The 14,254-nt window shown below is 77.5% G+C and carries 3 protein-coding genes; all 3 read right to left on the bottom strand.

What is annotated here, in order from left to right:
- Positions 1-23: 23 nt before the first annotated feature.
- From AB0D08_RS05880 to AB0D08_RS05870, 3 genes are read right to left on the bottom strand one after another with little or no spacing between them, the layout of a single operon-like run.
- Positions 24-677, bottom strand: coding sequence for a DUF6875 domain-containing protein (locus tag AB0D08_RS05880; RefSeq protein WP_051812803.1), 654 nt, complete (start codon positions 675-677; stop codon positions 24-26).
- Positions 677-8,959, bottom strand: a complete 8,283-nt coding sequence (locus tag AB0D08_RS05875; RefSeq protein ID WP_359886353.1) for an amino acid adenylation domain-containing protein — start codon at positions 8,957-8,959, stop codon at positions 677-679. Before AB0D08_RS05875 ends, AB0D08_RS05880 begins: the two co-directional genes overlap by 1 nt.
- Positions 8,956-13,812 carry an amino acid adenylation domain-containing protein gene (locus AB0D08_RS05870; RefSeq protein ID WP_359886351.1) on the bottom strand — a complete coding sequence of 1,619 codons (4,857 nt, stop codon included), beginning with the start codon at positions 13,810-13,812 and terminating at the stop codon, positions 8,956-8,958. Before AB0D08_RS05870 ends, AB0D08_RS05875 begins: the two co-directional genes overlap by 4 nt.
- Positions 13,813-14,254 lie beyond the last annotated feature (442 nt).

The raw sequence follows: 14,254 nt of genomic DNA, 5'->3' as shown, positions 1-14,254 counted from the left end.
GGCCCGCCCGGAGCGGCAGACCGTCAGGAGCGCACCGGGCGCCGGGCCGGCTGGTCGCGGTCGCCGAACAGCCGGTGGTAGGCGGCCAGGTGGCGCGGGTCGGCCAGCAGGAACGGCAGGTCGGTCGGCACCATGTGGCGGATCACCAGCATCGGCAGCGGGCTGCGCAGCGGCCGGAAGTCGGGGTTCCACAGGCCCGGCTGGTCCGGCGGCAGGTCGTGGAACTGGCCCAGCATCAGGCCGTCCTCGACGAAGGCGGTCTTCAGCTCCAGCTGGGTGCGGTCGACGAGTTCGGGAGCCTCGGCGGTCGGCAGGTCGGGGAAGACGATCAGGATGGTGGTGAACTGCGCCCGGACGCCGCCGGGCGGCGCCAGCCGCAGGAACCAGTCCCGGTACAGCGCGACGGCCTCCGCCACCTCCCCGCGGTCCTCGGGCCGCCCCGGCCACAGGGCCAGGTGGAACCGCCCGTCGCGCAGCGAGGCGCCGACGAACGGACAGACCGGGCCGGTGCGGCCGAGTTCCGGGTGCGGCGCGGTCAGGTACGCCCGGGCCCAGCCGAGCACACCGCGCAGTGCGTCCGCGTACCGGCGGGCGTGCGGCGGCAGCCCGGCGGCGGGCGGCTCCAGGTCGGCGGCGGTGAACAGGGCGTGCTCGGGTCTGCCGGGGTGGGTGAGCATCAGGAGTCCCGCGGGTCGGCCGGGCGGGCGCCGGTCGGCCGCCCGGAGTCCGGAAGTGAGTCGTCGGCCTCGCGCAGCGGCCGGTACCCGTAGCCCGCGGCGGTCCAGGCCAGTGCGGCGAGGCCGGTGAGGACCACGACGGCGGCCATGCCGCGTCCCGGGCCGGTGCCGAGGACGGCGCCGATCAGGGTGCCGGGCAGGGTGGCGGGGTCGCGTAGCAGCGGTTCGAAGACGTGGTCGGTGAGCGGGCCGGTGACCAGGTAGCCGAGCGGCATCACCAGCCGGGCCAGCATCAGGCAGGTGGCGAGTACCCGGCCCTGCAGGTCGAGGCCGACCTTGAGCTGGACCAGGGCCAGCCAGTGGGCGTTGATCAGGGCCGCGCAGACACCGATGCCGAACATGCCGGCGGTCGGGAAGAACGCGGTCGGGCGCAGGCCGATCACCACCGCGGAGGCGGCGAACAGCCCGACGAAGGCGATCATGCCGGCGGCCCGGCGGCGGGTGCCGCCCCAGAGCGCCATCAGGGCGCTGCCGGCCAGCAGTCCGGCGCCCTGGGCGGCCAGCACCATGCCGAGGGTGGCGGGTGAGCCGAAGGCCAGGACCAGCGGGGTGACCAGGACCGTTACCACGCCACCGAGCGCGTTGGCGACGGCGAAGAAGACGGCGAGGGCGATCAGGCCGCGGCGGCGGGCCAGGAAGCGCCATCCCTCGGTGATCTCCCGCAGCAGCGGCCCGTCCCGGCGGACGAAGCCGAGATCGGGGAAGCGGACCACCAGCAGGGTGGTGAGCGAGATCGCGAACGAGGCCACGTCCAGCCACACCACGGTGGCCAGGCCGACGGCCACCGCCAGTGCGCCGCCGAGGAGTTGGGCGAACAGGGTGCCGGTGGCGGTGCCCAGTCCGACCACGCCGTTGGCCTGGCCCAGGTAGCGCTTGGGAGTGAGCTGGGTGACGGCCGCGAGGTAGGCGGGCTGCCGGAAGGCGGTGGCGACGGCCCCCACGATCACCACCGCGTACAGCTGCCACAGCCGCAGTGACCCGGCGGTGAGCAGGGCGGCGGCGGCCGCGCCGGCGCCGAGCGCGGCCAGGTCGCAGCCGATCATCACCCGGCGGCGGTCGTGGCGGTCGGCCACGGCGCCGGCGATGGGGGCCGCCAGGATGGCCGGGAGCAGCGCGAACGCGGCGATGGCGGCGAAGGCGGTGACGGCGCCGGTGGTGCGGTAGGCCCACAGGCCGAGGGCGAAGGTGGACAGTCCGGTGCCGACCAGCGAGACCAGCTGGCCGAGGGTGACGGTGAGGAAGGCGGTGAGCCGGGCCGGCGGCGGTACCTCGGGCGGTTCGGCCGGTCCCTCCGCGCGCCGCCAGCGCTCCACGCGTTGCTGCAGCAGTTCGGCGAGGGCGGGTTCGCGCTGGAAGAAGTGGCCGGCGCCGGGGACCACGGCGGTGTCCACGGCGGAGCCGTAGGCGGCCCATTCGTGGGCGCGTTCGCGGTGGAACTCGGTGACCCGGTCGCGTTCGCCGACCACCACCAGGACGGGGGTGGGGCCGGCCGTGGCGGGGGCGCCGTAGAAGCGTTCGGCCTCGACGGCGTCGTGCCGCACGGCCGCGGCCAGCAGCCGGCGTTCCTGCTCGGGGAGGTCCTCGGCGAGGCCGCCGAGGGCGCGCAGGCCGTCGGTGAGGGCGCGGTCGGACTGCCGGCGGCCGGGGGCGAGGCGGGCCAGGCGGCCGAGCAGTCCCGGCAGTTCGGCGGTCGGGAAGGCCGCCCCGACGACCAGGCCGAGGACGGGGTGGCCGGCGGCGCGCAGTTCGGCCTCGATCGCGGTGGCGAGGGCGGCGCCGACGCAGTGGCCGTACAGGACCACCGGGCCGGGGCGTTCCCGCAGGATCCGCTCGGCGCAGCGGCGGGCGAGGCCGGCGGCCGGTTCGGCGCTCTCGTCCGGGTGGGCCGGGTCGCGTCCGGGCGGCTGGACGGCGTACAGGGCCCAGCTGTCGGGCAGCCGTTCGGCGAGGTCGCGGTAGACGATGGCGCCGGCGCCGCCGAACGGGACGGCGAGGACGGTGACCTCGGCCTGTTCGGCGGTGGTGCCGGTCATCCGGTGGATCAGGTCGGCGGCCCGGCCGGGGCCGCCGAGGCGTGCGGCGAGGGTGCGGACGGTGGGGTGGCCGAACAGGTCGAGGACGGAGAGTTCGGGGTCGATCCGGCGGACCGCGCGGACGGCTCGCATGGAGTCGCCGCCGGCGGCGAAGAAGTCCTCGTCGAGGCCGACCGGCCGTTCCAGGACGTCCTGGAAGACGGCGGCGACCAGCGCTTCGGCGGGGGTGGTGGGGGCGGCGACGGGACCGGTGGGGGTCTCGTCGGGCGGGGCGGGCAGGGCGGCCCGGTCGAGCTTCCCGGCGGGGCTGAGGGGCAGTTCGTCGATGGCGGCGAGCCGGGCGGGCACCAGGTGGGCGGGCAGGCGGCGGCGCAGCCAGGCGGTGACCTCGGCGGGGTCGAGCGGCCGGGTGGTGACCAGGTGGCCGACCAGCTGGGGTTCGCCGGCCCGGTCGGGGCGCAGCACGACGGCGGCGCGGCGGATGTCGGGGTGTTCGGCGAGGACGGCTTCGATCTCGCCGGTCTCGATCCGGTGGCCGCGGAGTTTGATCTGTCCGTCGGCGCGTCCCAGCAGCAGGAGTTGGCCGTCGGCGCGGTGGCGGGCGAGGTCGCCGGTGCGGTAGAGGCGGCCGGGTCCGAAGGGGTTGGGGACGAAGGCGGCGGCGGTCAGGTCGGGCCTTCGGTGGTAGCCGTGGGCGAGGCCGGCGCCGCCGAGGTACAGGTCGCCGACGGCGCCGAGCGGGACCGGGCGCAGGCGGTCGTCGAGGACGTACGCGGTGGTGTTGGCGAGCGGGCGGCCGACGGTGATCTCGCCGTCGTCGTCGATCCGGCGGGCGGTGGCCCAGATGGTGGCCTCGGTGGGGCCGTAGAGGTTCCACAGGGCGCCGACCCGCGGGCGCAGGGCGGCGGCGAGGTCGGTGGGCAGGGCCTCGCCGCCGCACAGGGCGGTGAGCTGCGGGCCGCCGTTCCAGCCGGCCTCCAGCAGCAGGCGCCAGGTGGCGGGGGTGGCCTGCAGGCAGGTGGCGCCGCTGTCGGCGATCCGGCGGGCGAGGGCGGCGCCGTCGCGGACGGTGGTGCGGTCGGCGAGCTCGACCCGGGCGCCGGTGACCAGCGGCAGCCACAGTTCCAGGCCGGCGATGTCGAAGGAGAGGGTGGTGATGGCCAGCAGGACGTCCTCGGGGCCGAAGCCGTCGAGGGTGCGGCGGATCGCACCGAGGAGGTTGGCGAGGGCACGGTGCGGGACGGCGACACCCTTGGGGCGGCCGGTGGAGCCGGAGGTGTACAGCAGGTAGGCGGTGCGGTCGGGGTCGGGTGCGGGCAGCGGTACGGGCGGCGCCGCCGGGGTGCCGGGGCCGGGGCCCCGGGTGTGCAGGGCGAGGACCGGGCCGTCGAAGGGGACGCCGGGCAGGGCGGTGCCGTCGTCGGTGAGCAGGGCGGCGGCACCGGAGTCGGCGAGCATGTGGGTGAGCCGCTCGGCGGGGTAGTCGGGGTCGAGCGGCAGGTAGGTGCCGCCGGCCCGCAGCACGGCGAGCAGCGCGACCGGCAGTCGGGTGGTGCGGTCGACGGCGACGCCGACCACGGTCTGCGGTCCGACGCCGTGGGCGGCCAGGGTGCGGGCCAGGGCGTCGGCCTGCCGGTCGAGCGCGGCGTAGTCGAGGGTGCGGGTGCCGTCGCCGACGGCGGTGGCGTGCGGGGTGCGGGCGGCGTGGGCGGCGATCTGCTCGGGCACGGTGGCGGTGGGCAGGTCGGCGGTGGCGTCGTTCCACTCGGTGAGGACCGTGTGGTGCTCGGCGGCGCCGGCGAGCGGCAGGTCGGCGAGGGCGGTGTCGGGGTCGGCGGCGACGGCCCGCAGCAGGGTGGCGAAGTAGCCGGCCAGCCGTTCGGCGGTGGCGGGGGCGAGGACGTCGGCGCTGTACTCCAGGGCGCCGGTGAGGCCGTCGGGCTGCTCGACCAGGATCAGCGAGAGGTCGAACTTGGCGACGCCGGTGGGGCCGTCGGCCGCGGTGGCGGTCAGTCCGGGCAGCCGCCAGACGGGGGCGGGCATGTTCTGCAGGGCGAACATGGTGGAGAACAGTGGTGTCCGGGCGGGGTCCCGGACCGGGGCGAGCTGCTCGACCAGCCATTCGAAGGGCACCTCGGCGTGGCCGAAGGCGGCCACGCAGGTGTCCCGGACGGCCCGCAGGTGCTCGCGGAAGGTCAGGTCGGGGCGTGGCCGGCCGCGCAGCGGCAGCATGTTGACGAAGAAGCCGACCAGGTCGTCGGCGTCGGGGTGGTGCCGGCCGGCCACCGGTACGCCGACCACCAGGTCGTCGGTGCCGGCGTACCGGGCGAGCAGCACCTGGTAGGCGGCGAACAGCGTCATGAAGGCGGTGGCGCCCTCGGCCCGGCCGATCCCCAGCAGGGGTGCGGACACCTCGGCGGGGACGGTGAGGGGGACGGCGCCGCCGGTGTGGCTCGGGCGGGCGGGGCGGGGCCGGTCGGCGGGCAGGTCGAGGAAGGGCGGGGCGTCGCGCAGCAGTTCGCGCCAGTGCGCGAGGCCCTCGGTGTGGTCGGTGCCGCGCTGCCAGGCGGCGTGGTCGGCGTACTGGACGCCGGGCGGCGGCAGCGGGGTGCCCGCGTACGCGGCGCCGACCTCGTCGGCGAACAGCGCGTACGACCAGCCGTCGAAGACGATGTGGTGGAAGGTCAGCAGCAGCAGGTGGGCGCGGTCCTCGATGCGCAGCAGCCGGGCCCGCAGCAGCGGGCCGGCGGCGAGGTCGAAGCCGTGCCGGAACTCGGCGTCGACCTCGGTGCGCAGCCGTTCGGCGGGGGCGCCGCGCAGGTCGGTGACGGGCAGCGGGACGGGTGCGGGGGGCAGGACCCGGGGGGCGGGGGCGCCGTCGGCGGCGGGGAAGACGGTGCGCAGGCTGTCGTGGCGGGCGGCGGCCGCGGTGAGCGCGGCGGCCAGCGCGGGGACGTCGAGGTCGCCGTCCAGGCGCAGCGCGTACGGGAGGTTGTAGGCGGGGTTGCCGGGGGTGACCTGGTCGAGGAACCAGAGCCGCTGCTGGGCGAAGGAGACCGTGACCGGGCTGCCGGGGCGCAGCGGGGGGTGGGTGGCGGTGCCGGGGCGCAGCGCGGCGAGCTGCCGGGCGAGGCCCGCGACCGTGGGGTGGGCGAACAGGACGGGCAGGGCCACGGTGGTGCCGAGGTCGCGGCGCAGCCGGGAGACGGCGCGGGTGGCGAGCAGGGAGTGGCCGCCGAGGGCGAAGAAGTCGGCGTCGGCGTCGGTGACGGGGACGCCGAGCAGTTCGGTGTAGACGGCGGCGACGGCGCGTTCCAGCCGGGTGGCGGGCGGGCGGCCGGTGGTGGCGGGGGCCGGGGCGGCGGGCAGGGCGGCGCGGTCGACCTTGCCGTTGGCGGTGAGCGGCAGGGCGTCGAGCGGGACGAGTGCGGCGGGGACGAGGTGGGCGGGCAGCCGGGCGGCGAGCCGGTCGGCGAGGCCGTCCAGGGCCGCCGGGGCGTCGGCGACCAGGTAGGCGGTCAGCCGGCCGTCGGCGGCGAGTACGGCGGCGTCGGTGATGCCGGGCTCGGCGCGCAGGGCGGCCTCGACCTCGCCGGGTTCGACCCGGTAGCCGCGGATCTTGACCTGGCGGTCGGCGCGGCCGAGGAACTCCACGGTGTCGTCGGCGCGCAGCCGGACCCGGTCGCCGGTGCGGTACCGGCGGGTGCCGGTGTCCGGGTCGGTGGTGAAGCGTTCGCCGGTCCGCCCGGGGTCGTCGAGGTAGCCGCGGGCGACGGCGGGGCCGCCGATCCACAGCTCGCCGACGGCGCCGGGTGGGACGGGCCGGCCGTGGCGGTCCAGGATCAGCGCCTCGACGTGCGGCAGCGGGCGGCCGAGCGGCGGCGCGGGGGGGCGGTCGGCCGCGGGGTGGTCCGAGAGCACGTGGGTGAGGACGCCGACGGTGGTCTCGGTGGGCCCGTAGTGGTTGACGATCCGCAGCCCGGGGCGCAGGGCGGCGGCCCGGTCGACCAGCTCCCAGCCGGCTGCCTCGCCGCCGAGCACCAGGCAGCGCCGGGGCAGCAGGTCGGCCGGCCGGTCGGCGGTGAGCAGTGCGGCGAGCTGGGAGGGGACCAGTTTGAGCAGGTCGACGGGGTGTTCGGCGAGGGCGGCGGCGAGCGCGTCGGCGTCGGCGACCAGGGCGGGGTCGAGCAGCCGGACGGTGGAGCCGGCCCACAGCGCGCCGAACAGCATGGTGTGGCCGAGGTCGGCGGCGAGGGTGGAGCAGACGGCGTACTGCTCGGCGGCCGGCGCGGCGGCCGGGTCGGGGGTGAGCACCGGGGTGACGGCGGCCAGGTAGGCGGCGAGGCTGTCGTGGCCGACGGCGACGCCCTTGGGGCGGCCGGTGGAGCCGGAGGTGAACATCACGTACGCGAGGCCGGGCTGCGGGGTGCCGTCGGCGCCGGTGCGGCGGACGACGGGGGCGTGGGCGGGTCCGGAGACCAGCAGGGCGGCGCCGGCCGCGGTGAGCAGTTCGCGCTGCCGGGCCTCGGGCAGGGCGGGGTCGACGGGCAGGTAGGCGGCGCCGGCCCGCCAGCAGGCCAGGACGGCGGTGAGGAAGCCGGTGCCGGGGGTGGCGTGGACGGCGACGACGGCGGCGCCGTGCAGCCGTCCGGCGAGGGTGCGGGCGGACCGGTCGAGTCCGGCGTAGTCGAGGGTGCCGTCGGGGGCGTGGACGGCGGGCCGGTCGGGCTGGGTGCGGACCCAGTGGTCGAAGCGGTCCAGCAGGGTGTCGTGGACGGGCTGCCACGGCGCGCGGGCCGTGGCGCTCCCGTCGGCGGGGAGGGGCAGCCGGTCGACGGGGGCGTCGGGGTCCGCGGCGAGGGCGGTGAGCAGCCCGCCGTACTGCCGCAGGAAGCGTTCGACCGACGGCCGGTCGAACAGGGCGGTGCGGTACATCGCGGTGATCTCGACGGTGGGGCCGCCCAGGTCCTCGGCGGACAGCGAGAGGTCGACCTTGGCGGTCCGCGGTTCGACGTCCTGGTGGGTGACGTCCAGGCCGTCCAGGCGCAGCGGCACCCGGGGGACGTGGGTGGCCACCAACTGCACCTGGTACAGCGGGTGGTGGCCGGCCTGCCGGGTGGTGCGGCCGACCAGCCGGTCGAACGGCAGCGCGCTGTTGGCGGTGTCGGCGAGGACCGACTCCCTGACCCCGGCGAGCAGTTGGCGGCCGGTCAGGCCGTCGGGGAAGCGGGTGCGCAGCACGATGGTGTCCAGGAAGCAGCCGAACACCTCGGGTACCTCGTCGCGGCCCGCGACCGGGGTGCCGACCAGGATGTCGTCCACCCCGGCGTAGCGGGCGCACAGGGTCTGGAAGGCGGCCAGCAGGACCATGAAGGTGGTGCACCGGGTCTCGGCGGCCAGGCTGCGCAGGGCCGCGGTGGCCGGCTCGTCGAGGGTGAAGCGCAGGGCGGCGCCGGCGTCGTCGGCGACGGCCTGCCGGGGGCGGTCGGCGGGCAGCTCGAGGACGGTCGGGGCGCCGTCCAGCCGCTGCTGCCAGTAGGCGAGTTCGCGTTCGTGGGTGAGGTGGCGGCGGGCGTGGGTGACGTCGGCGTAGCCGGTGGCGGGCGGCAGCGGGCCGCCGTGCTGCCAGGCGGCGGCGAGGTCGGTGGCCAGCAGGCCGACCGACCAGCCGTCGGCGGCGATGTGGTGCAGGCAGACCACCAGGACGTGGTCGTCGGGGGCCAGCCGCAGCAGTTCGGCGCGCAGCGGCGGGCGCAGGTCCAGGGCGAAGGGTTCGGCGACCGCGCGGCGCAGCGCCGCGTCGAGGCCGTCGGGCACCTCGCGAACCGGCAGCGGGACGGGCGCCGGGTCGTCGACGACGGGGGTGGGCTCGCCGCCGTCGGCGGCCGGCAGCGGGTAGCGGGTGCGCAGGATCTCGTGCCGGGCGGCGACGGCGGTGAGCGCGCCGGCGAGCCGCGCCACGTCGAGCGGGCCGCGCAGCCGCCAGGCGACCGGGATGGTGTAGGCGGCGCTGTCGGGGTCCCAGCGGTGCAGGAACCACAGCCGCCGCTGGGCGCCGGAGAGCGGGACGGTGCCGGGGGGCCTGGGCGGGAAGGCGGGGGCGGTGCCGGGGCGGCGGGCCCTGGCCCGGGCGAGCCGTTCGGCCAGGCGCTGTTCCAGGGTGGTCGCCGGGGGTTCCAGGGTGGTCATCCGAGGTCCTCGACAATCGCCTTCTCGACGGCGCCGGCCAGCGCGGCGATGGTGGGTTCGTCGAACAGGACCCGGACCGGGAAGGGGATCTCGAAGCGGTCCCGGATCCGGGCGGCGACGGCGGCGGCCAGCAGGGACTGGCCGCCGATCGCGAAGAAGTCGTCGTCCACGCCGGGTTCGGTGCCGAGCACCTCGGTCCAGATCTCGACCAGGATCTCCTCGATCGGCCCGGCCGGGCCGCGCCGGGCGGCCTGCTGTCCGGGGAGGTCGCCGGGGTCGGGCAGGGCCCGCCGGTCGACCTTGCCGGTGCTGGTGCGGGGCAGGGCGGGCAGGGTGACGAAGGCGGTGGGGACGGCGTGGGCGGGCAGCCGGTCGGCGAGGAAGGCGCGGACGGCGGGCGGCGCCAGCGGCCCGTCGGCGGCGGGCGGGGCGGGGACGGCGGGGGCGTCGGCGGCGGGCACCAGGTGGGCGACCAGCCGCTCCCCCGCGACCGGGTGGCGCTGGACTGCGGCGGCCGCGTCGGCGACGGCCGGGTGGGCGCGCAGTGCGGCCTCGATGTCGCCGATCTCGACCCGGGCGCCGCGGACGTTGACCTGGTCGTCGTTGCGGCCGAGCAGGGCGATCCGGCCGTCGGGCAGCCAGCGGGCCAGGTCGCCGGTGCGGTACATCCGGCCGCCGCCTTCGGCGAACGGGTCGGGCAGGAAGCGTTCGGCGGTCAGGTCCGGGCGGCCGAGGTAGCCGCGGCCGACGCCCGCGCCGCCGATGTACAGCTCGCCGGGGACGCCGACGGGGACCGGGCGGTGGTGCTCGTCCAGCAGGTGGACCAGGGCGCCGGGGATCGGGCGGCCGACGGTGGGCCGCCCGCCGCCCGGGCGGCAGACGCCGACGGCGGTGGCGGTGGTGGCCTCGGTCGGGCCGTAGGCGTTGACGAAGTGGCGGCCCGGCGCCCAGCGGTCGACCAGGGCGGCGCTGCACGCCTCGCCGCCGACGGTGATCGCGCGCACCGACGGCAGGTCGGTGTCGGGCAAGGCGGCGAGGACGGAGGCGGGCAGGACCAGGTTGGTGACGGCGTGCCGGCGGATCAGTGCGGCGAGGTCCTCCCCGGCCAGGTCGGCGTCGCCGCGGACCACCAGGGTGCCGCCGGTGGTGAGGGTCATGTAGACGTCGGAGATGGAGACGCTGAAGCCGAACGCGACGAACTGCAGCACGGTGGAGTCGGGTCGGACGTCGAACAGTTCGACCTTGGCGGCCACCAGGTTGGCCAGGCCGCCGTGGGTCAGCAGGACGCCCTTGGGGCGGCCGGTCGAGCCGGAGGTGAACATGATGTCGGCGGTGTCGTCGTCGCCGACCCGGACCGGTGGCCGGTCGGTGCGGCCCGGCTGCCGGGCGTCGAGGGTGGTGAGCGGCGCGGCGGTGAGCGCCCGCAGCCGTTCCGCGGTGCCGCCGGGCCCGTCGGTGCAGACCGCGAACGGCGGTGCGGCGTCGGCGAGCAGCTGCCGCAGCCGCTCGTCGGGGAAGGCCGGGTCCATCGGGACGTACACGCCGCCGGCCCGGTGCACGGCGATCATGGCGACCACCGAGTGGACCGAGCGGGGCAGGCAGACCGCGACCGGGGTGCCGGGGGTCAGGCCGTGTCCGGCCAGGGCGTGGGCGAGGCCGTTGACGGCGGCGTCGAGTCCGGCGTAGTCGAGGCTCTCGTCCTCGCAGACGACGGCGGGGCGGGTGGGCGGGCCGGCGATCCGGTCGTGCACCGGGCCGGGGCGGCGGGCGGGGGCGCCGCGGCCGAAGGCCAGCACCTGCTCGCGTTCGGCGTCGGTGAGCAGCTCGATCGCGTCCAGGGCGGGCGCCGGGTCGGCGCCGGCGGCGGCGAGCACCCGCAGCAGCTGGTCGGCGAGCCGCTCGGCGAAGGCGGCGTCGAACAGGTCGGTGGCGTACTCCACCGCCAGCCGGTCCCGGTCCAGTACCACGGTGAGGTCGAACCGGCCGCGTTCGGCGGGGAGTTCGCCGTCGAAGTGGACGGTGGCGCCGGGCAGCCGGACCTCGGTGAGTTCGGGCTGCTGGAGCACCAGCATCACCTGGAACACCGGGTGGTGGGCCCGCCGCCCGGCCGGCATCAGCTCCTCCACCAGCCGCTCGAACGGCAGCGCCCGGTGGGCGTACGCCCCGGCGGTGACCGCCCGGACCCGGTCGACGAGTTCGGCGAAGTCCGGCCGGCCGCCGAGGTCGACCCGGAGCGGCAGGGTGTTGACGAAGCAGCCGACGGTCGACTCGAAGGCGGCCCTGGGCCGGTCGCCGACCGGGGTGCCGACCACCAGGTCGCGCTGCCCGGTGCAGCGGTGCAGCACGGTCAGCAGGCCGGCCAGCAGCACCATGTACGGGGTGGCGCCGAGTCGCCGGGCGGTCCGTTCCAGGGTGGTGCGCAGCCCGGCCGGCAGGCGGCGGGCGGCGGTAGCGCCGCGGAAGCCGGGCTGCGGCGGGCGGGTCTCGCCGGGGGTGAGGTCGAGCAGCGGCGGGGCGCCGTCCAGGGCGCGGGTCCAGTACTCCAGCAGGGCGGGGTGCCGGTGCTGCTGGGCCTGTTCCCAGCGGGCCGGTTCGGCGGGGCCGGGGCCGGCCGGGCGGTCGGCGGGGCGCCGGCCCTCGGCCAGGGCCGGGTAGACCTCGGCCAGGTCGGCGAGCAGGATCTCCACCGAGCGTCCGTCGACGGCGATGTGGTGGATCGTCAGGCAGATCTCCCAGCGCCGCTCGCCGGTCCGGGCCAGGGTGGCGCGCAGCAGCGGCGGGGCGGTCAGGTCGAACGGCCGGGCGGTCTGCGCGGCGAAGCGGTCGGCGGCGGAGCCGGGTGCGTCCCGCAGGTCGACCGTCTCGACCAGGTCGTCGGCGCCGCCGGTCCAGGGCAGGATCCGCTGGCGCGGGCCGTCCGGGGTGTCGAGGTAGGCGGTGCGCAGCGCGGGGTGGCGGCGGACCAGTTCGGCGATGCTCTCGGCGAGGGCCCGCTCGTCGACGGCGGGGCCGGGCTGCGGGTCGGCGGTGACGGTGAGGCCGACCGAGACGTTGGAGATGGCCCGGTCGGGCGCGAACTGGTCGATGAACCAGTGCCGGGCCTGGGCCGAGCTGAGCGGGGCGTCGCCGTCGGCGGCGGCCGGCGCGGGCGGTGCCGGCGGCTGCCCGGGGCCGCCGGCGGGCGCCAGGGCGTCGACCGTCCGGGCGAGGTCGGCGACGGTGCGGCGGCCGAACAGGTCGGCCGGGGCGAGGTCGGCGCCGCAGCGTTCGGCGATCCGGGCGACGATCCGCATCGCCCGCAGCGAGTGTCCGCCGAGTTCGTCGAACGGCTCGTCCACGCCGACCCGGAAGCCGAACACCTCCGACCAGATGTCCGCGAGCAGTGCCTCGGTGGGGGTGCGCGGCGGCGCCGCCGGGGGCCGTTCGCCGGCCGAGCGGGCCCGGAGCGCGGCCCGGTCGGTCTTGCCGTGGCCGGTGAGCGGCAGGGCGTCGAGGGCGTGGACGGCGGCCGGTACCAGGTGGGCGGGCAGCCGGGCGGCGAGGGCGCGGCGGACGGCGTCGGGGGCGGGGCCGTCGGGGGCGGGGACGTAGAACGCCCGCAGGCAGGGCTCGCCGGTGGCGTCCGGTCCGGCCACCACGGCGGCCGCCAGGATGCCCGGCAGGGCGCCGAGTGCGGCCTCCACCTCGCCCGGCTCGACCCGGAAGCCGCGGATCTGCACCTGGTCGTCGGCCCGGCCGACGAACTCGTACGCGCCGTCCGGGCGGCGGCGCACCAGGTCCCCGGTCCGGTAGAGCCGGCCCGCGGCCGGGTCGTCGGTGAAGCGTTCGGCGGTGAGCTCCGGGCGGCCCAGGTAGCCGCGGGCCAGGCCCGCCCCGCCGAGGTACAGCTCGCCCGTCTCGCCGTCGGCGGCCTCGGTGCCGGCCGTGTCGCGGACCAGGGCGGTGATCCCGGGCAGCGGGCGGCCGATGGTGGCGGGGCCGTCGCCGGGGTCGACCCGGCCGGAGAGGGCGATCACGGTGGACTCGGCGGGCCCGTAGTTGTCGACCAGGGTGAACGGCAGCCCGGCCGGGGGCCTGGCGGTGAGCCGGTCGCCGCCGGTGAGCAGGGTGCGCAGGGCGGTGGTGGCGGGCCACGGCAGTGCGGTCAGGGCCTCGGCCAGCGGGGTGGCGGCGAACGCCAGGGTGATCCCGGCGTCGACCAGGAAGTCCCGCAGCCGGGCCGGGGAGCGCCGGTCGTGCTCGGTGGCGACCACCAGGGTGGCGCCCGCCGTCAGGTAGGGCCACAGCTCCAGCACCGAGGCGTCGAAGCCGACCGCCGACAGCAGCGGGGTGCGGTCGCCGGGGCCGGGGGCGAAGGCGGCGTGCACCCAGCCGACCAGGTTCAGCAGGCTCGCGTGCTCGACGGCGACGCCCTTGGGGCGGCCGGTGGAGCCGGAGGTGTACACCACGTAGGCGAGGTCGCCGGGGGCCGGGGAGCCGGCCGGACGGCGGGGTGCGGCGGGGGCGCCGGCGGTGCGGGCGGCGGTGACGGCGGCGGCGTCGAGCACCTCGGCCACCGCGGCGTCCGCGAGCATCAGTTCCCGGCGCTCGGCCGGGTAGGCCGGGTCGACCGGCAGGTAGCAGGCGCCCGCCCGCAGCACCGCGAGCGCGGCGACGACGTACTCGATCGAGCGTTCGCAGACCACCGCGACGGTGGCGCCCGCGCTCACGCCGGCTCCGGTCAGCCGCGCGGCCAGCGCGTCGGCCCAGTCGAGCAGGGCGCCGTAGGTCAGTTCCCGGTCGCCCTGCAGCAGGGCGGTGCGGTCCGGGTCGGCGGCCGCGCGGGCCGCCACGAGCTCGGGCACAGTGGGCACGCGCACGTCCTTCTCCCGGCTGCGGGCACGACGGCGCGCAGCCTCCCCCCACCGACCCCAACGGCGGTGGCCGTCACAGCGGCCGGTGCACCTCGGTGAGTGCGCCGGCCCGGTCGAACAGGCACCGATAATCCCCGGCGACCCGAACCAAGTCAATGAACTCCGTTGCCGGTCACGGCAGGTGACGGGGTCCCAGAACCGGGCCGGTGGCGGTGGCGGGGCGGGCGGATTTCCCGGCCTGAACCACATCGGTGTTTTCAGCTGATCCGATCCATTTCTCTATTCACCCGAGCTGACGCCCCTTTCCGGCGGCACCCCCTCCGCCCCGCCCGTCCCGGCCCCACCGACCGGCCGCACACCCCCCGACCTGCGATGTCCTCGCCACGCGGCGCCACCGGGGAAGCGGCTCCCGGAAATCCCCGGCGGCTGTTTCGCGCACGGA

This window comes from Kitasatospora sp. NPDC048540 (genome assembly GCF_040651175.1).
GTDB lineage: Bacteria > Actinomycetota > Actinomycetes > Streptomycetales > Streptomycetaceae > Kitasatospora.
This window is presented reverse-complemented; position numbering and strand designations above follow the sequence as displayed.